We start from the raw sequence: 17,637 nt of genomic DNA, 5'->3' as shown, positions 1-17,637 counted from the left end.
GAGGCGAGGGTGCTGCGGCAAGCTATGACAGGTGCCCTCCTGCTCGCCTTTCTAGCCGGCAAGGCGTCGGCCACCGAGCCGTTGCTATCCGAGAAGCTCAGGCTGCTGGCAGCCAGCTACCCTGATACCATCGAGCGCATCGAGAGTAATGCCCTGGTCCTCAGGGATGGCGGACCGCCGATCGTCATCGACGACGGCCGAGCGAAAAGCCATGCCGAGAAACTCGCCGCAGGAGACGTCGAGGACAGCCTGTCGCTGATCTATCCGCTTGGTGCCTGTGCGACGCCACCGGCGGTCGATTTCGACCCGGGGCGCATCCGCAGCGAAGCGCTGCTGAAACGGCTCTATGGCGGCAGCGCTGCAGCCGTCCGGCGGGATCTCGTGAGCGTGGACTGGTTCGGCGAACGGCTGCAAGTGACGGGGAAGTACGGGATGGCGGCGGCGCTGAAGGCTGTTGCTGCCGACCTTTCGCGGCAAGCCGAACTCAAGCGCTATCTCAGCCCGAGTGCCGGTACCTTCAACTGGCGGCCAATTGCCGGCGCTGCGACGTTGTCGGTCCACAGCTTCGGTGCGGCCATCGATATCAACACGCGCTTTGCCGACTATTGGCGTTGGGCGGGAAAAGCCAGGGGCGGCTACCGCAACCGCTATCCGCTGGACATCGTCCAAGCCTTCGAGAAACACGGCTTCATCTGGGGCGGCCGCTGGTATCACTTCGACACGATGCACTTCGAGTACCGGCCGGAGATCATCGCAATCGCTCGCGCCGCAGGCGCCGATTCCTGCCGCCGGTAACGCATTTGAGCGGAAAGCGGGCTCGTTGCCCATGAAACGCAAAAGGCGCCCGTGAAGGCGCCTGTTGTCGGTTTCATTTCAGATAGGCACTGCTGTCTCAGCGGCGGTAGATCAGCCAGTTGCGGCCGGATTCCTTGCGCATGCCGTCTTCGAAGAGAACCGTCTTGTTGCGGCCGGCGTTCTTGGCCGAGTAGAGCGCGATGTCGGCCTTGTTGTAGAGGTCGACCGGGTCTTCGGCGGCCGTCGCCATGCAAACGCCGACGGACAGCGTGATCGGGCCGTAATTGACGCCGGTCTTGGAGTTGCGGAAGGGCGTTGCGGCCAGCACGGTGCGGATGCGGTCGGCGATCTGGAGGCATTCTTCCTGGCTGCTGTCGCCGAGGATGATGGCGAACTCCTCGCCGCCGGTGCGAGCGACGAAGGCTTCGCGGCGCAGGTTGGCGCGCAGCACGCCGCCGACGGTCGCAAGGATCTTGTCGCCGACCGGATGGCCGAAGGTGTCGTTGACCTTCTTGAAATGGTCGATGTCGGCAACGAGCAGGCCGGTGAAGTTTCGCAGGTGCTCGTTGTTGTAGACGGCCGCCAGATTGTCGTCGAAGGCACGGCGGTTGGCGAGCCGCGTCAGCGAGTCGGTGTTGGCGATACGCTTGTACTCGTCGAGCTCCTGCCGAATGACCTCCATCTCGAAGGACTTCTGCACGACAGTCTCGACGCGTTCCTTGCCCTGGCTCATCGTCTCGGCCGTGGCGTCGGTCAGGATGCCGATTGCGTTGCGCAGGATATCGGCGCTCGACGCGCTCTTGCTGACGATGTTGACATAGGCTTCGTCGAGAACCTTGTTGTAGTTCTCGAGCGCGTACTGCTCGTCGCGCAACAGGGTGACGAGTTCGGCAAGCTTGGCCGCGAGCGTGGTGTGGGCGCGCTCGATGCCGTTGGAGCGATGGATGTGGCTGAAATACTGCGCGCCGATTGCATCCAGTTCTTCCTGGGTCGCGCGGCTGCCGAGCGCTGCCAGCTCCTTCGACAATTGCGGGTTGGAGCCGAGATAGGCTTCGTAATAGAGCTCGTAGTTGCGGGGGATGGGCGCCACGCCCATCATGCGCATCGCATGGGTTACCTGCGCTGCGATATCGGGCGTCTGAGCCTTGCCCGAGCTTGCCGTTTGCATCTGCAAACCCCCTAATATGAAACGCTGCTTATCGGTCATTATTTTTAGGGGCAAATGATTTGCGAAGTCTTAATATTTGCCGCCGTCGCGCCGCCGCATCATGACCGATCACGGCAGATTTTGCCGATGGACAGTGCGTTCGAGATATCAAAGCCACGGCGCCTTGGAGGCGCCGTGGTGTATCAAAATGGATCAGGCCGGGCTGATCATTGTTTCCGGACGAACGACCGCGTCGAACTCTTCGTTCGTCACATAGCCGCCGCCGACTGCTTCTTCACGCAGCGTCGTGCCGTTCTTGTGGGCGGTCTTGGCGATCTTGGCGGCGTTGTCGTAGCCGATCTTCGGAGCAAGCGCCGTCACCAGCATCAGCGAGCGGTCGAGTGCCGCCTTGATGTTGTCTTCGCGTGCCTCGATGCCGACGACGCAATTGTCGGTGAAGGATACGGCCGCATCGGCCAGCAGCTGCACCGACTGCAGGAAGTTGTATGCCATCAGCGGGTTGAAGACGTTGAGCTCGAAATGGCCCTGGCTGCCGGCGAAGGTGAGTGCGGCGTGGTTGCCGAACACCTGGACGCAGACCTGGGTCAGGGCTTCGCACTGGGTCGGGTTGACCTTGCCGGGCATGATCGACGAGCCAGGCTCGTTTTCGGGCAGCGACAGTTCGCCAAGACCCGAGCGCGGGCCGGAGCCGAGGAAGCGGATGTCGTTGGCGATCTTGAAGAGGGCGGCGGCTGTCGCATTGATCGCGCCATGGCTGAAGACCATGGAATCATGGGCGGCGAGCGCTTCGAACTTGTTCGGCGCCGAGGTAAACGCGATCCCGGTGATCTTGGCGATCTCTTCAGCGACCTTTTCGGCAAAGCCGACAGGCGCGTTGAGGCCGGTACCGACGGCCGTGCCGCCCTGGGCGAGTTCGCAAAGGCCCGGCAGCGTCATTTCGATGCGCTTGATCGAGGAGGCGACCTGCGCCGCGTAGCCGGAGAACTCCTGGCCGAGCGTCAGCGGCGTTGCGTCCTGGGTGTGGGTGCGGCCGATCTTGATGATGTGGTCGAACGCCTTGACCTTGGCTTCGAGCGCCTTGTGCAGGTGCTTCAGCGCCGGCAGCAGGTCATGGATGACGCGCTCGGCGCAGGCGATATGCATGGCCGTCGGATAGGTGTCGTTCGACGACTGGCTCATGTTGACGTGGTCGTTCGGATGCACCGGCTTCTTCGAGCCCATGACGCCGCCGAGCAGTTCGATGGCGCGGTTCGAGATCACCTCGTTGGCGTTCATGTTCGACTGCGTGCCGGAGCCGGTCTGCCAGACGACGAGCGGGAAATGGTCGTTGAGCTTACCGTCGATCACTTCCTGGGAAGCCTTGACGATGGCATCGGCGACGGTCGAATCCAGCCGGCCGAGCGCCTGGTTGGTGCGGGCGGCCGCCTGCTTGACGATGCCGAGCGCCCGGACGATCGAGGCCGGCTGTTTTTCCCAGCCGATCTTGAAGTTGCCGAGCGAACGCTGGGCCTGGGCGCCCCAATAGCGGTCGTTTGCCACTTCGATGGGGCCGAACGTATCTGTTTCCGTGCGCGTCGATGTCATCGTGATACCTGCCTTGATCATGCGGTTCATCAAGCCTGGCGAGGGGCCGTGTGGCCGATCTCTCCAGGGTGCCGGGCCTCTCTCTGCCCCGACGGCTGGAGCTTGTAAAGGGGCGGTCCATGGCTGGCCATGCTACAATCGTTTGAAACCCCTTGGGCGTGGCGGGTGCATGCCGCGTCACCGTGATTCGGTCCTTGCCGGGCGTTTGGCGGCGTTGTGATGTTTCGGTCACAGACGCCATCTTCTTTTCCAGCGCCGATCGCCGGCCGCCGCCCGTGCCAACGCGCGCACCGAAATAAAATCCAGTGGGATCAAATTTTTATCGCTCGCTGAACGTCCTGCAAATGAGGCGTTGGGGAGATTCTAGACGGAGGTTCGAGGACGATCGTTATCGGCGCGTTTCCTTTTCATTCACCATCCTTTTCTATAACTTTTAGCGCACGAGGGCGTGGCGAGAATCTGGCTTCAGCCGAATTCGGCGACAACGCGATACGGGGACGTAGTTTCATATGAGAGTTCTTAAGACGGCAGCGATCGTGGCGCTCATGAGCGGCTGTGCGATCGCGACCATGGACGCGCGGCCGGCTTCGGCCTTCACGTTCGGCGATTTCATTCGGGCAGGCAGAAAGAAGCCCGAGGCGCAGCAGGTGCAGCCGACCCAGCCGCTCCCGGGTGTGGGCACGATGGCTGACCCGCAGCAGGCGGCCAAGCCGCTGCCGAAGATCACCGGCCCGAAATACTATACCTACAAGGCGGAGCCGCTACGTCGGATCGCAACCGACAAGCTGCTCGATCCCTTGGTCACCGGCTCCGTGCGCAACGACGCGCTGCCGCCGGTGCTGCGCATGCCGCTGGCTGACGCGCGGCAGTTCCTTCCCGGCATCAATGTGCGCGCCTCGGGTGACGTCGCAAAGGCGGTCGAAGCCCATTACGGCGCCCGTATGGATTACATCTGGATTGGCGCCGAAGGCGTCGACGCCAAGGCGAAGGCGGCGGTTGCCGTTCTTGCCGACGCCGCCAAGGTCGGCCTCGATCCGCAGGATTATGCCGTCAGCGTGCCCTCCGATACGTTCGATCGCGGCGACATGATCGCCCGCGAGAAAGAGCTTGTGCAGTTCGAGATCGCGCTTTCGGCAGCGACGCTCAGCTACGTGCAGGACACGGTGCGCGGTCGCATCGACCCGAACAAGATCTCCGGCTACCACGACTTCAAGCGCAAGACGGTGGATCTGCTGCCGCTTCTCGACAAGATGTCGGCAAGCAGCGACATGACCGCGCTTCTCAATGAGCAGAACCCGAAGAGCGCGCAATTTGCCGCTCTTTCTGCCGAACTGGTGAAGCTGCGCTCCGAGCAGAGCGTCGAGCAGCGCGTCGAAATCGCGCCCGGCACGCTGCTGAAGCCGGGTCAGAGCAATCCCGAGCTCGCCAACGTCATCGCAGGTATCCGCCTCAAGGGCTCGGAGAAGCTGAAGGCCGATCATGCCACGGTTCTTGCCGCCTACCAGGGCACGCCGGAATACACGCCGGAGCTGGTTGCTGTGGTGGAGGCCTTCCAGCAGGAGCACGGGCTCAAGGCCGACGGTGTCGTCGGCCAGGCGTCGCTTCGCATCCTGACGGGCGGCGACACGGTCGCCTCCAAGATCAACAAGCTCGAAATCGCCATGGAGCAGGCGCGCTGGCTGCCGGATGGTCTCGGCGACCGCTACGTCTTCATCAACCAGCCGGCCTTTACCGCCACCTACGCCGACAAGGGCGCCGAGCAGTTCTCCATGCGCGTCGTCGTCGGGTCCAAGGCGAACCAGACCTACTTCTTCCAGGACGAGATCCAGACGGTCGAGGTCAACCCCTACTGGGGCGTGCCGCAGTCGATCATCGTTAACGAGATGCTGCCGAAGCTCAGGAGCGACCCGAACTATCTCGACCGGATGGGCTACCAGGTCGAGGTCGGTGGTCGCCCGGTCCCGTCCGCATCGGTCAACTGGAACGGCTCGACCGCATCGGTTGCCGTGCGTCAGCCGCCGAGCAGCGACAATGCGCTTGGCGAGTTGAAGATCCTGTTCCCCAACAGTCACGCGATCTACATGCACGACACGCCGTCGAAGAGCTTCTTCAAGCGTGACAATCGCGCGCTCAGCCATGGCTGCGTGCGGCTTGCCGATCCGCGCCTGATGGCGGCGGCCGTGCTCGGCACCAGCGTCGACGATGTCGGCAAGGAGATCGCCGGCGGCCGCAACAAGGCGCTGCAGGTTCCGGTGAAGGTTCCCGTCTACGTCGCCTACTTCACGGCTTGGCCGAACAAGGACGGCGTGGTCGAGTACTTCAACGACGTCTATGAGCGCGACATGTATATGAACCGGGCCTTCGAGGCGACGCGCGGCGCACGCCGGGCAGAAGGATAAGCAAGAAAAAGGCCGCTTCGAGCGGCCTTTTTCCTGTCTGCTATTTGGAAAACAGGCCCGAGACCAGATCCGGGGTCAGTTCGTCGAAGTGGCTGATGACAACGGTGGGGTCGAGGCTTTCGACCGGAACATCGGAATAGCCGAAGGGAACGGCGATCGAGGGTACCTGAGCATTGCGGGCGACGAGGAAGTCGTTGAGGCTGTCGCCGACCATCACGGCGCGGGTCGCCAGGCCCCCGGCATTGGACACCGTGCGCAGCAGGTGGGCAGCATCCGGTTTGCGCACTTCGAAGGTATCGCCGCCCGATATCGCGGCGAAGCGCTCGATCAGGCCGAGCCGTTCGAGCAGACGCGTGGCGAGCTTTTCCGGCTTGTTGGTGCAGACCGCGAGCTTGAAGCCGGCGCCGGATAGGCGGTCGAGCGCGTCGACCAGGCCCGGATAGGGCAGCGAATCGCCCGGCATCGAGCCGTGGTAGAAATCGACGAATTCCTTCAGCTGCCATTCCAGCATGTCTTCGGCCAGCGGCTTTTGCCGCATCGCAAAGGTGCGCTCGATCATGGCGCGGGCACCGTGGCCGACGAGATGGGTGAGGTCGCCGTAGGTGACCGGCTCGACGCCGGCCTGGGTAACCGCATGGTTGAGGCTGGCGACCAGGTCTGGCGCCGTGTCGACGAGCGTTCCGTCGAGATCGAAGACGACAATGGGAGAAGACAAGGAGAAAACCTCTTGGCGCTGAAAACCGTTGTTGATCGGGTAGGCGAACTCATCGGCGATTGCAATGGCAAGCGGCGCCGGCAAGCACACGGAATCCTGAGTGCCGATTTCATTTTGACTTTTGTTTGCGTCGTCGGGCGTGTAAGTGTCACAGCGGAAAAACGGGCGGCCGTTCGCTGATTGCGGCCTATTGCCCGTGCGAATCACAAGGGAGCGACCGGCGCATGGACGCCCGCGAAATGAAGATCAAAGCCGCGGCCGCGGCGCTGGAATATGTCGAAGACGGCATGCGTCTCGGCATCGGCACGGGTTCCACGGCCGAGGAGTTTGTGCGGCTCCTGGCCGAGAAGGTTGCAGCGGGCTTTCGCATCGAAGGCGTTCCCACCTCGGAGCGCACGGCGCGGCTCTGCCTCGAACTCGGCGTTTCGCTGAAGTCGCTCGACGAGCTGCCCGAACTGGACCTGACGATCGACGGCGCCGACGAGGTCGATGGTCAGCTGCGTCTGATTAAGGGCGGCGGCGGCGCGCTACTGCGCGAGAAGATCGTTGCGGCTGCGTCCAAGCGCATGATCGTAATTGCCGACGAGACGAAAGTGGTCGACGTTCTCGGCGCCTTCAAGCTTCCGATCGAGGTCAATCCTTTCGGTCAGGTGGCAACCCGGATCGCGATCGAAAAGGTTGCCTCGCGCCTCGGACTTTCCGGCGACATCACGGTCCGCCAGTCCCATGACGGCGCCTTTCTGACGGACGGCGGGCACCTCATTCTCGATGCATCTTTTGGCCGTATTCCTGATGCAGATGCGCTCGCCGGGGAGCTGAATGCCATTCCCGGCGTCGTCGAGCACGGGCTTTTCATCGGCATCGCTTCGCTGGCAATCATTGCCGGGCCGCAAGGGGCACGCACGCTGACTGCGTCCTGAGCCGGCTTCGCTGCCCCGTCAGGGGCAGGAGCGGTGAAGACAACAGGTTTCCATACATGCGGGCCTGGCGGCGGCAATCGCCCGGGCAGCATGCGACAAACACAGGAGCAAGGGTAAAAATGAACAAACTCGCAGGTCTTGTCCGCACTTTCGCTGCCACCGCGGTTCTGCTGTCCGCGTCCGTTCCGGCGGTTAAGGCCCAGGACGTCTCCGAAGACCAGATCAAGGCGGCGCGCGCGACGATCGCTGCTCTCGGCGTAACCAACAGCTTCGACAACATTCTGCCGAACCTTGCCGAGCGTCTGAAGAACACGCTGATCCAGGCATCGCCGAACCATCAGGAACTGATCACTGCGACCGTCGACGACAAGGCGCTGAGCCTTGCCGCCCGCCGCGCCGATCTCGAGAACGAAGCCGCGACGATCTACGCCAAGACCTTTTCGCTCGAAGAGCTGAACGCGATCACCGAGTTCTACAACTCGGCCGCCGGCAAGAAGCTCCTGAACGACGGCCCGATCGCATCCCGCGAACTCCTGAAGGCCGCAGACATCTGGGCATCGGGCGTATCGCGCGACCTGACCCAGGAAGCCACCAAGTCGCTCGACGAGAAGGTCGGCTCCACCCAGCCGGCAGCAGCCGAAGGTGCAGTTCAGGCGCCGGCACAATAAGCCGCGGCGCCGAGCGCCTTCATCACGTTTCGAGGAGCCCGGAGCGATCCGGGCTTTTCTTTTGCCCGGAGGCTCCACTATATGTGCCTGCGACGCGGCCATCGGCTGCGCCCGGTTGCGTGTCGGCCCAGGATCGTTCGGCGCGCTTTTCAGATCGCCATTTCGGCCCGCTTGCTTTCAGGAGACTGCCCATGCCCGCTTTCGACTATGACCTTTTCGTAATCGGCGGCGGTTCGGGCGGCGTGCGCAGCGGGCGTCTTGCAGCAAGCCTCGGCAAGAAGGTCGCGATCGCGGAAGAGTTTCGCTATGGCGGCACCTGCGTTATCCGCGGCTGCGTTCCGAAGAAGCTTTATGTCTACGCGTCGCAGTTTTCCGAGCACTTCGAAGATGCAGCGGGCTTCGGCTGGACGGTCGGCGAAAGCACGTTCGACTGGAAGAAGCTGGTCGCCGCCAAGGAGCAGGAAATTACCCGGCTCGAAGGGCTCTACCAGAAGGGCCTCAACAATGCGGGCGCCGAAATCCTGCATACGCGCGCCGAGCTCGTCGGCCCGAACACGGTTCGCCTGCTCGACAGCGGCAAGACGGTAACGGCCGAACGCATCGTCATTGCCGTCGGAGGTCATCCGACCCCGCATGACGCGCTGCCCGGCCACGAGCACTGCATTTCCTCCAACGAAGCCTTCGACCTTGCGGAACTGCCGAAGTCGATCCTGATCGCCGGCGGCGGCTACATCGCCGTCGAGTTCGCCAATGTCTTCCACGGCCTCGGCGTCGAGACGACGCTGATCTATCGCGGCAAGGAAATTCTCTCGCGGTTCGACCATGACCTGCGCCGCGGGCTGCACGTCGCTATGGAGGAGAAGGGCATCCGCATCCTTTGCGAGGACATTATCCAGTCCGTCACGCTCGACGCCGACGGCAAGCGCGTCGCGCACACGATGAAGCACGGCGACATCGTCGCCGACCAGGTCATGCTGGCGCTCGGGCGTGTGCCGAACACCAGAGGTCTCGGCCTGGAGGCCGCCGGCGTCAAGACGGACGAGCGCGGCGCCATCATCGTCGACGCCTTCTCGCGCACCAGCGCGCCCGGCATCTATGCGCTTGGCGATGTGACGGACCGCGTTCAGCTGACGCCGGTCGCGATCCATGAGGCGATGTGCTTCATCGAGACCGAGTACAAGAACAATCCGGTGTCGCCGGACCACGATCTGATCGCGACTGCCGTCTTCTCGCAGCCGGAAATCGGTACTGTCGGTCTGACCGAAGAGGAAGCGGCGCGCCGGTTCGACGAACTCGAAGTCTACCGCGCCGAGTTCAGGCCGATGAAGGCGACCCTTTCGGGCCGCAAGGAAAAGATGATCATGAAGCTGATCGTCAATGCCGCCGACCGCAAGGTGCTCGGCGCTCACATCCTTGGCCATGACGCTGGCGAAATGGCGCAGCTGCTCGGTATTTCGCTGAAGGCCGGCTGCACCAAGGACGATTTCGACCGGACGATGGCGGTGCACCCGACGGCGGCGGAAGAGCTGGTAACGATGTATTCGCCGTCCTATCGCATCCGCAAGGGCGAGCGGGTCTGAGCCGCCTCAGGCGGAAGCTCCTGCAAACCGCGCCTCCTCGCGTTTGAAAAGATCGGCGAGGCGATCGATGACCGTCCGGACTTCCGGACGGCGCCGGTCGTCGTCGTTTGCCGCGATCCACAACGGATGCGTCAGGCCCTCAATCAATTCGCCTTCGCGCTTCAGGAATGGATCACCTTCGCCGACGAAGGCGGGCAGGACGCCGCGGCCGGCGCCATTGCGGATCAGCCGCACGAGAAGGGCGGCACTGTCGGTCCACGTATGGATCTGCTGCTCGCGGTTTTCAAAGACCCATTTTTCAGCCGGCGAGCTGGCAACTTCGGTGCCAATCGATATCCAGGGAAAGTCCTCGCGCTCCGGCATGTTGCCGGCGCGATAGACGGCATAGGCGATGTTCACCGAGCGGCGCACGGCCACGTTGCCGGAGCGGGGCTGTTCGTACAGGACGGCCACATCGGCCTCTCTGAAGGTCAAGTCGAGGCCGCGATGCGCATGCTTGCAGCAGAAGCGAAAACTGTCGCCAGCGGCGCGGATATCGGTTGAATGATCGGCGACGAAACCTGCGACCCAGGCGTCGCTTGCGACTGACACGATCGGCAGGGCGAAGGCGTCGCGGTGCCAGTCGGAGATATTTGCGGCGGCATTCCGCATGGCACGGACATGTTCGAGGAGGATCTGGCCATCGTGGGCGAGGCGATAGCCTTGCTGACTGCGGATGAAGAGTGCCCTGCCGGTCGCTCGCTCGAGCGCGAGCATGCGGCGGCCGATGGTCGGCGCGCTCAACCCCGTTCGCGTGGCAGCCCCGCTCAAGCCACCCTCGGTCGCAACGTGATAAAACAGTTTCAAATCGTCCCAGGCTGCCTCGGCCATAAGCACTCCATGGCGGTCATTGTCTCGTAGTAGCGCGGGTCGTCCGCCCTGACTTCCGTTCGCGGATGAAAGACGTCTTTCAACGGTGCGCCTACAACGCTGCCGGCGAAGACATTAGGTCTCCCATTGTCTCAAGGCAAAGGAGGCGAGACCATGTTTGAACATTGGGCGGTCATGTGGACGGTTCTGCAGCGTGAACGTCGCCGCGGGTCACGCAACGGCTTGGATGATCCGCTCGACGGACCGGAGTGGCGTGGCCTGCACTGGGTGCTGCCGGCCTTCTCTTTTCTGCTTAACCGGCGCAGATCGGACGCGCGCTTGACGCGTTCCGATGCGCCACTCACCGAACGCACAGGCGCGCGCTGGGACGTGAGGGCCAGCCATTGCCGGCCGCAAGCCGCCGGGCACGATCGCTGAACAATCTGTCGCCTATCTTGGCGGCGGCTGTAGCATCAGGGATGCCACTATCCCATTGAAACTGCGTATCGTTCTTTCGATATAGGGAGTAAGACTTTCGGGATCGTGCGCTCCGCGGAAATATCGTTGCGCCCCGGGCGCCCTGCAAAGCAATGAATTCTGGTAGGATGGCTTTCCAAGCGTTTCCTTAACGTCTATAAGCCCGCATTCCGCGGCGTTTCCGGCTGGGCGGGCACGAGGCTTGGCTAAGTGACCGGGGCAGGGCGAGCGGATGTTGAGTGAAATTTCAGAATACCGGGCGGCCGTCAGGGCGTGACCCGCGCGGTTGGATCCGCGGCAGACAACAGGTGATCGAAATGGCACAGACTTGGACTCCAAACAGCTGGCGGCAGAAACCCATCCAGCAGGTGCCGGAATATCCGGACCTGGCAGCGCTTGAGGCGACCGAAGCGCGCCTCGCGAAGTATCCGCCGCTGGTGTTTGCGGGCGAAGCCCGTCGTCTGAAGAGTGCCCTCGCCAATGTCGCCGAAGGCCGCGGCTTCCTGCTGCAGGGCGGCGACTGCGCCGAGAGCTTTGCCGAGCACGGCGCTGACACGATCCGCGACTTTTTCCGCGCCTTCCTGCAGATGGCCGTCGTTCTGACGTTCGGCGCGCAGCAGCCGGTGGTCAAGGTCGGCCGTATCGCCGGCCAGTTCGCCAAGCCCCGTTCCTCGGGTATCGAGAAGCAGGGTGACGTGACGCTTCCGTCCTACCGCGGTGACATCATCAACGGCATCGAGTTCACCGAGGAAGCGCGCATTCCGAACCCGGAACGCCAGATCATGGCTTACCGCCAGTCGGCTGCGACGCTGAACCTTCTGCGCGCGTTTGCGATGGGCGGCTATGCCAACCTCGACAACGTGCACCAGTGGATGCTCGGCTTCGTCAAGGACAGCCCGCAGGCGGAACGCTACCGCAAGCTTGCGGACCGCATCTCCGAGACCATGGACTTCATGAAGGCGATCGGCATCACCTCGGAAAACCACCCGAGCCTGCGCGAGACCGATTTCTTCACCAGCCATGAGGCGCTGCTGCTCGGCTACGAGCAGGCGTTGACGCGCGTCGACTCGACCTCGGGCGACTGGTACGCCACGTCCGGCCACATGATCTGGATCGGCGACCGTACCCGCCAGCCCGACCATGCGCATATCGAATACTGCCGCGGCATCAAGAACCCGCTCGGCCTCAAGTGCGGCCCGTCGCTGACGGCCGATGGCCTGCTGGAGCTGATCGACCTTCTGAACCCGGCCAACGAAGCCGGCCGCCTGACGCTCATCTGCCGTTTCGGCCATGACAAGGTGGCCGAGCATCTGCCGCGCCTCATCCGTGCGGTCGAGCGCGAAGGCAAGAAGGTGGTCTGGTCCTGCGACCCGATGCACGGCAACACGATTACGCTCAACAACTACAAGACCCGTCCGTTCGAGCGGATCCTGTCGGAAGTGGAGAGCTTCTTCCAGATCCACCGCGCCGAGGGTTCGCACCCGGGCGGCATCCATATCGAGATGACCGGCAACGACGTGACGGAATGCACCGGCGGTGCGCGTGCGCTTTCGGGCGACGATCTCGCCGACCGTTACCACACCCATTGCGATCCGCGCCTCAACGCGGACCAGGCGCTGGAACTCGCCTTCCTGCTCGCCGAACGCATGAAGGGCGGCCGCGACGAGAAGAAGATGGTCGTCAACGGCTGATCTAAATCTCTGGCATTGTTCAGGTTTTCTGAACGTCGCTTGGATGCTTTGAATTTGACAATGCCGGGCCGGCTCTGGAAGCTGGCCCGGCATTTTCGTGTCTGGAGCAGGGCGCGGCGCGGGCTGTGGCTTGCGTCGGCACGCTCCATGGCAGGATCGAGGGGTCATGAACTTGGGGAGGGGCAATGCAGGACATTCATCACGGGGGCTGCCTTTGTGGCACCATTCGCTTCAAAGCGCGCGGCGAGTTGCGCGAGCTGATCTTCTGCCACTGCAGCCAATGCCGGAAGCAGACCGGGCTCTATTACGCCGCCACCAACGTGCAGGACCAGGACTTCGAGCTGAAGGGCGCGGAAAACGTAACCTGGTACAGGGCCAGTGACAGCGCCAGCCGGGGCTTTTGCCGTCAATGCGGGTCAGCGCTGTTCTGGAAGGCGGACGGTTCGGATTACACCTCGATCCTCGCGGGCGCCTTTGACAAGCCGACGGTGCTGAAGCCGGGCTACCATATCTTCTGCGAAGATCAGGGCGATTTCTACGAGATCAAGGACGACCTGCCGAAATTCGCAGCCGGCCGCGTCTGAGGTTCAGGCCGGCGGGTTTGCCGCCTGTCGCTCGGCCTGCTCGAAGCCATTGGCAAGGCCGGCAAGCTTAACTGCCTGCCATTGGCAATATTCCTCGATCAGCCGCTCACTCAACCAGAACAGGCCGCGCTGCCCCTCATCGGCTCTTCCAAGCAAGCCCAGGTCCTGGGCCCGCGTGAAGATGCGCCGGATATGGGTGTTCGAGATCATGTAATGCGTGGCGAGATCCGAGAGGTTCGCCTCCAGCCAGACTTTGCCGTCCACAGGCTCAAGGCTCTTCGGCCGCGCCATGAGATCGTCGAGCAGGAGGCCACCGCACTCGGTCCAGACGAAAGCCGCGACACCTTCCGGCGGCTGGGTCCACCGGCGATCCGAAAGCAGCAGGCGGGCGGCGATTGGCTGAGCCCGTTCGAAAACGGTGCGGTCGGCTTCGACGCGTGCGACACGGCCTTGGCCGTCGAAGCGATCGAGCGTTCCCATCTGGCTCATGAACCAGCGCAGCATGGCGCCTTCGCTGATTTCGGTCGGCTCTAGCGGACGGATCTTCTTGCGACCCCGGCCGCCCTCCGCGTCGCGCAAAAGCTTGTAGGTCAGCAGTTCGGCGATGAAGGCAGCGGCGGTATTGCGGCTGGCGCCGCCGGTCTCATGGATGAACTTGAGAAGGCGGGCGGTCGTAACCCCCGTTTCGGGATTGCCGGGCTCACGCTCGAGGTGCAGGGCGTAGACGGCCTGGCTGAGCGTCCATTTCTGGTGGGAGGCGACAAGGCGAGCGATGCGGGGGAACATGTCGTAGGCCGCCATCAGATCGCGCGCGCTCGCCTGGAGCACGTTGCGTAACTCCGGATGACAAAGAAAACCTTCCGCGGTGAAGGCGAGCGAGCCATCCCGCGCTGCGCCTTCCTGCTCTGCCATCACATGCATCTGCTGCGCACACCCCCAATGCTTGCGCGGCCCGCCAAGTGAAGGGCACACTCGGTGCCCCGCCGGCCAGCCGCGCTCAGCTGCATTCCTTTTACTAGGGCTACCTTGTGCATAACGTGTCAGCAACCGAATTTGTTCAACGGGGCGTTGACGGTGGCCGTCGAACGCCCCGTTTGAACGGGTCTACTGCACGAGGACCGGCGACTGGCACTTGACGCCGGTGACGCGGACATCGGCCTCGCCGACCCGTACGCCGACGAGCAGCAGAAGGTTGTAGAGCAGATCGTCGACCGGCTTGGTAACGGCTCCGAGCGTTTGGGCCAATGCCTGCTGCACGATGGTCGGGCTGCCGAGCGTCAGGAACAGGACCTGTATGTTCAGGTCGAGATTGTTGAGGAGCGTTTGCGTCGTCGAGGTCAGGATGTCCTTGGTCGAGACCGTCTTGATCGACCGGGCCGCGACCTCGGACGGGCTGAAGCTCAGGCGCGTCGGCTTGAGGTTTTGCGCCTCGACATGGGCTAGCGCATCGATCTTGACCACCAGGGCGTCCACGAGCTTGGCTCTTTGTACCCGCGCGTCTGACGAGAAGTTGGACAGGACCGCCTGATCGACGTCGCCGATGGCGATTTCGGCAATGCCGGGCACCGCATCGACGCTGACCGAAGCATTTTCGGGCGTGCCGCCATAGCACCTGATGTCGGCGAGCTTGGCTTCCGCATAGGCGAGTTCGACATAGATCGGCAGGCGGATGCGAATGCCGGCAAGGGCGGCCAGGCCATCGACGTTGACTTCGACGGCAAGGCGGGTCTGGGCGGTGCGTATTGCTGCGCCGGGCGTGCCGAGGCGGTGGCTTGGCGTTTCGACGGGCGGCTCGCCGATCGCAAGCTTGACCTTGGCAGATGCGATGCCCGGAAGGCCGGCCACGGCATTGAGGGCGATCTGGTTTTCGCCATTGGCGATGGCTGCAGCCGCCGACACGATCTGCAGCGCGCTTACGCGCATCGCCCAATCGGAGCCGGCGTCGACCTGCAGGCTCTTCTTCGGATCGAGGTTGAGGATCTGCGCCAAGGTGAAAGTGCGCTTGTCGTTCGAGGTCGAAAGTTCGATGCTCTTGAGTGCGGCCGTGACCGTTCCGGACAGGCCCTGGACGAGCCGCATGGAGGCAAGCAACTGCGGCATCGTCAGGTTTGCCTTGAGCACGTCTTCATAGGACGCAGCCGTCAGGTTGAGCCTGGTCGCAATGACCTTCAGGAAGGGCTGGATATCGATATCGGCGTCGATGAGCGCCTGGTAATCCATGACCTTGAGCGAGATCGTCGTTCCGAGCATCTGCCCGAGGATGGAGTTGAGCAGCCCATCATTGAGGCTTGCAAGACGGGAGCCTACGGAGAAGGCCGCGATCTTCGAGCTCGCCGCCGTGCCGTAGACGCTGAGGTCCGGCGGGGCGCTGAAGATCGAGGCGAGGAAGATGTCGCCCTTCCTTTCGAGCATCACCTGCACGGCGTCCGTGGGCATGGCGTCCTTGATAAAGCGCTGGCCGGCATCGACCGACGGATCGGGGACGTAGCGCCCGCGCGCTACGGTCGCGACGCCATCAAGCTTGGCGGTGCTGATGTCACCGGGCGGCAGGGTCTTGCCGTCGATGGTCAACAAACCGTTCGGCGTCGATACGCCGTAGTTCAGGCCATTGTTGGCGAAGTGGTTGAGCACGGCCTTCTCGGCGGCGGAGACGTTGGCCGCTGCCGCGATCGCAGCGAGATCGACCGAAGACTGCATTTCACGCTTCTGGACGGTCAGGTAGCCGTAGTCGATCGCAAGGGCCATGGACGTGATCACCAACGGCATGGCCAGGGCGGCCGAGATACCGATATTGCCGCTACGGGCTCGGGCGAGGGAGCGCATGGGTTTCCACAGCATATCAGACCCCTCCGATGCGGATGGTTGCGAAGCGCTCGATCTGTTCGCTCGGCATGGCGAATGTGAACAGGTTGAAGATCGGCAGGTCGCCGGCGTCGTATTTGATCCGGACGGTGAACTGGTTTGCGTTGTTGGCGTCGTCCCTGACGGTGACGGTCATGCGCGACGACTTGATGAAGGCCTGATCCATCGTCGTGCGACGGATATAGTCGGTCGCGAGCCGTTCACGCTCGGTTTGGGAGAGGCCGGCGATGGCTGTGCGGGCGGCATCGGCAGCAATCTGCTGAATGGAATGGGCGGCACTGAGATAGACGCCATAGGCGATCAGGGTCAGCACGCACATGAAGAAGAGTGGTGCTATTATTGCAAATTCGATCGCAGCGGCCCCGTCCCGGCCGCCTAACAGGCGCTTGAAGTTGGACATTGCAGCATCTCCGCGTACCCACGTTGCTGTATTTCTCGAATGTCCCTGCACCCATAACGTGATCCTCAAATATTAATTTTTTCATACTCCGATAAGTTGTTGAATCCCAATGCATTTCGCAAATGTTGCAAAATGTGTATTCACAGTTGAATTAGTATTTATGAAAATTAGCTAGTTTTCGCCCTGTCGCGGCGGCTGCGCGCCCGCGTCCGGGCGCCGAATCCGCGCGAGGGCAGGCTTGCGTATCGCCAGCGCATCGTCCCGGTTCGGCCGGGGGCCGGTCACTCCTGTCCGGGGGGCGTGCGATAGCGTTCGAGCTGCCGGTTGAGCGTCGCCAGGTCCGCGCGCAATTCGGAGATCTCGCGCAGCAACACGTCGTCGACCTTGTGATGCAGTGCGATCAGTTCGACTTCCGACTTGAGATTGACTTCGTAATCCTTCGAGGCAGCGAAGCGGTCGCGCTCCGCCTGGCGGTTCTGCGACATCATGATGACCGGAGCCTGCAGCGCGGCGAGCATCGAAAGCATCAGGTTGAGGAAGATATAAGGGTAGGGATCGAAGGCGCCGGTGGCGAGCAGAATGGTGTTCAGCAAAACCCAGAAGACGAGAAAGCCGCAGAAGCCAATGATGAAGCTCCAGGAGCCGCCGACGCGGGCGATGTTGTCTGCGAGCCTGTCGCCGAAGGAGAGCCGTGCCGTGAAGGCGGCATGTGAATCGGTGGCGAGCGTGCGTCGGTCCCGGGCATGGGTAAGAATGCGGCGCTCGATCTCTCCGAGCTCGCTGAGCGGCTTGCCGAAAAGCTGTTTCGATATGTCATTGAAGTGCGGCATGGCGATCTCCGGAGTTGGCCGGAGACAATCTAGCGCGTCAGCGCCGCAAGGAAATCACGCGGTACGCGAAAATGCCGCAAGGACCGGAGCGGTTGCTGGCCGCTCCGGTCTTCGA

At 62.8% G+C, this 17,637-nt stretch carries 17 protein-coding genes; 9 read left to right on the top strand and 8 right to left on the bottom strand.

What is annotated here, in order from left to right:
* Positions 1-9: 9 nt before the first annotated feature.
* Complete coding sequence (locus BLU15_RS00755) at positions 10-795, top strand: M15 family metallopeptidase (RefSeq protein ID WP_244546686.1); 786 nt, start codon at positions 10-12, stop codon at positions 793-795.
* Positions 796-892: 97 nt separating this feature from the next.
* Here the strand turns inward: BLU15_RS00755 and BLU15_RS00750 are convergent, their stop codons facing one another.
* Positions 893-1,963 (bottom strand): GGDEF domain-containing protein, encoded by a 1,071-nt coding sequence (locus BLU15_RS00750; protein WP_060520683.1) that lies wholly within the window; start codon positions 1,961-1,963, stop codon positions 893-895.
* Between the two features lie 192 nt (positions 1,964-2,155).
* Positions 2,156-3,547, bottom strand: a complete 1,392-nt coding sequence (gene fumC / locus BLU15_RS00745) for a class II fumarate hydratase (protein WP_034795294.1) — start codon at positions 3,545-3,547, stop codon at positions 2,156-2,158.
* Between the two features lie 509 nt (positions 3,548-4,056).
* On the opposite strand from fumC, the gene BLU15_RS00740 reads away from it, so the two are divergent.
* Positions 4,057-5,946 (top strand): L,D-transpeptidase family protein, encoded by a 1,890-nt coding sequence (locus BLU15_RS00740; RefSeq protein WP_090293907.1) that lies wholly within the window; start codon positions 4,057-4,059, stop codon positions 5,944-5,946.
* 40 nt (positions 5,947-5,986) lie between these two features.
* Here BLU15_RS00740 and BLU15_RS00735 read toward each other — a convergent pair whose 3' ends face one another.
* Positions 5,987-6,661, bottom strand: coding sequence for an HAD family hydrolase (locus BLU15_RS00735; protein ID WP_034795292.1), 675 nt, complete (start codon positions 6,659-6,661; stop codon positions 5,987-5,989).
* A 12-nt stretch (positions 6,662-6,673) separates the two neighbouring features.
* Here BLU15_RS00735 and BLU15_RS39380 point away from each other — a divergent pair, with 12 nt between their 5' ends.
* The 4 genes from BLU15_RS39380 to gor all read left to right on the top strand — a co-directional run bounded on the left by BLU15_RS39380 (position 6,674) and on the right by gor (position 9,829).
* Complete coding sequence (locus BLU15_RS39380; protein WP_162733015.1) at positions 6,674-6,841, top strand: hypothetical protein; 168 nt, start codon at positions 6,674-6,676, stop codon at positions 6,839-6,841.
* 44 nt (positions 6,842-6,885) lie between these two features.
* A complete protein-coding gene (gene rpiA, locus BLU15_RS00730; protein WP_034795102.1) occupies positions 6,886-7,581 on the top strand; it encodes a ribose-5-phosphate isomerase RpiA in 696 nt (231 codons plus the stop codon).
* Positions 7,582-7,700: 119 nt separating this feature from the next.
* Positions 7,701-8,249 (top strand): DUF2059 domain-containing protein, encoded by a 549-nt coding sequence (locus BLU15_RS00725; RefSeq protein WP_034795099.1) that lies wholly within the window; start codon positions 7,701-7,703, stop codon positions 8,247-8,249.
* Positions 8,250-8,440: 191 nt separating this feature from the next.
* Entirely contained in the window at positions 8,441-9,829 is a 1,389-nt protein-coding gene (gene gor / locus BLU15_RS00720) for a glutathione-disulfide reductase (protein WP_090293905.1), read from the top strand.
* A gap of 6 nt (positions 9,830-9,835) precedes the next feature.
* Here the strand turns inward: gor and BLU15_RS00715 are convergent, their stop codons facing one another.
* Entirely contained in the window at positions 9,836-10,699 is an 864-nt protein-coding gene (locus BLU15_RS00715) for a LysR family transcriptional regulator (RefSeq protein WP_060600832.1), read from the bottom strand.
* 153 nt (positions 10,700-10,852) lie between these two features.
* Here BLU15_RS00715 and BLU15_RS00710 point away from each other — a divergent pair, with 153 nt between their 5' ends.
* The 3 genes from BLU15_RS00710 (at position 10,853) to BLU15_RS00700 (ending at position 13,430) form a co-directional block, all read left to right on the top strand.
* Complete coding sequence (locus BLU15_RS00710) at positions 10,853-11,116, top strand: hypothetical protein (protein ID WP_060585013.1); 264 nt, start codon at positions 10,853-10,855, stop codon at positions 11,114-11,116.
* Positions 11,117-11,472: 356 nt separating this feature from the next.
* Positions 11,473-12,846 carry a class II 3-deoxy-7-phosphoheptulonate synthase gene (locus tag BLU15_RS00705; RefSeq protein ID WP_034795289.1) on the top strand — a complete coding sequence of 458 codons (1,374 nt, stop codon included), beginning with the start codon at positions 11,473-11,475 and terminating at the stop codon, positions 12,844-12,846.
* A gap of 185 nt (positions 12,847-13,031) precedes the next feature.
* Positions 13,032-13,430, top strand: a complete 399-nt coding sequence (locus tag BLU15_RS00700) for a GFA family protein (RefSeq protein WP_060520690.1) — start codon at positions 13,032-13,034, stop codon at positions 13,428-13,430.
* A gap of 3 nt (positions 13,431-13,433) precedes the next feature.
* On the opposite strand, the gene BLU15_RS00695 is transcribed toward BLU15_RS00700, so the two are convergent.
* The 4 genes from BLU15_RS00695 to BLU15_RS00680 all read right to left on the bottom strand — a co-directional run bounded on the left by BLU15_RS00695 (position 13,434) and on the right by BLU15_RS00680 (position 17,522).
* Complete coding sequence (locus BLU15_RS00695) at positions 13,434-14,351, bottom strand: hypothetical protein (protein ID WP_060585014.1); 918 nt, start codon at positions 14,349-14,351, stop codon at positions 13,434-13,436.
* Between the two features lie 183 nt (positions 14,352-14,534).
* A complete protein-coding gene (locus BLU15_RS00690; RefSeq protein ID WP_244546685.1) occupies positions 14,535-16,268 on the bottom strand; it encodes a TadG family pilus assembly protein in 1,734 nt (577 codons plus the stop codon).
* Between the two features lies 1 nt (position 16,269).
* Complete coding sequence (locus tag BLU15_RS00685) at positions 16,270-16,692, bottom strand: TadE/TadG family type IV pilus assembly protein (RefSeq protein ID WP_034795083.1); 423 nt, start codon at positions 16,690-16,692, stop codon at positions 16,270-16,272.
* A gap of 281 nt (positions 16,693-16,973) precedes the next feature.
* A complete protein-coding gene (locus BLU15_RS00680) occupies positions 16,974-17,522 on the bottom strand; it encodes a DUF1003 domain-containing protein (RefSeq protein ID WP_034795080.1) in 549 nt (182 codons plus the stop codon).
* Between the last annotated feature and the right edge of the window lie 115 nt (positions 17,523-17,637).

The organism is Ensifer sp. YR511 (assembly GCF_900103045.1).
GTDB classification, from domain to species: Bacteria; Pseudomonadota; Alphaproteobacteria; order Rhizobiales; family Rhizobiaceae; genus Ensifer; species Ensifer adhaerens.
Note: the sequence above shows the minus strand (reverse complement) of the source record. Positions and strands in the feature narration are given on the sequence as shown.

Coding starts and splice junctions, on each gene's coding strand:
- BLU15_RS00685 (WP_034795083.1), bottom strand. CDS start 16,692: ATGTCCAACTTCAAGCGCCTGTTAGGCGGCCGGGACGGGGCCGCTGCG.
- BLU15_RS00725 (WP_034795099.1), top strand. CDS start 7,701: ATGAACAAACTCGCAGGTCTTGTCCGCACTTTCGCTGCCACCGCGGTT.
- fumC (WP_034795294.1), bottom strand. CDS start 3,547: ATGACATCGACGCGCACGGAAACAGATACGTTCGGCCCCATCGAAGTG.
- BLU15_RS00705 (WP_034795289.1), top strand. CDS start 11,473: ATGGCACAGACTTGGACTCCAAACAGCTGGCGGCAGAAACCCATCCAG.
- rpiA (WP_034795102.1), top strand. CDS start 6,886: ATGGACGCCCGCGAAATGAAGATCAAAGCCGCGGCCGCGGCGCTGGAA.
- BLU15_RS00715 (WP_060600832.1), bottom strand. CDS start 10,699: ATGGCCGAGGCAGCCTGGGACGATTTGAAACTGTTTTATCACGTTGCG.
- BLU15_RS00690 (WP_244546685.1), bottom strand. CDS start 16,268: ATGCTGTGGAAACCCATGCGCTCCCTCGCCCGAGCCCGTAGCGGCAAT.
- BLU15_RS00740 (WP_090293907.1), top strand. CDS start 4,057: ATGAGAGTTCTTAAGACGGCAGCGATCGTGGCGCTCATGAGCGGCTGT.
- BLU15_RS00710 (WP_060585013.1), top strand. CDS start 10,853: ATGTTTGAACATTGGGCGGTCATGTGGACGGTTCTGCAGCGTGAACGT.
- BLU15_RS00750 (WP_060520683.1), bottom strand. CDS start 1,963: ATGCAAACGGCAAGCTCGGGCAAGGCTCAGACGCCCGATATCGCAGCG.
- BLU15_RS00700 (WP_060520690.1), top strand. CDS start 13,032: ATGCAGGACATTCATCACGGGGGCTGCCTTTGTGGCACCATTCGCTTC.
- BLU15_RS00695 (WP_060585014.1), bottom strand. CDS start 14,351: ATGCATGTGATGGCAGAGCAGGAAGGCGCAGCGCGGGATGGCTCGCTC.
- gor (WP_090293905.1), top strand. CDS start 8,441: ATGCCCGCTTTCGACTATGACCTTTTCGTAATCGGCGGCGGTTCGGGC.
- BLU15_RS00680 (WP_034795080.1), bottom strand. CDS start 17,522: ATGCCGCACTTCAATGACATATCGAAACAGCTTTTCGGCAAGCCGCTC.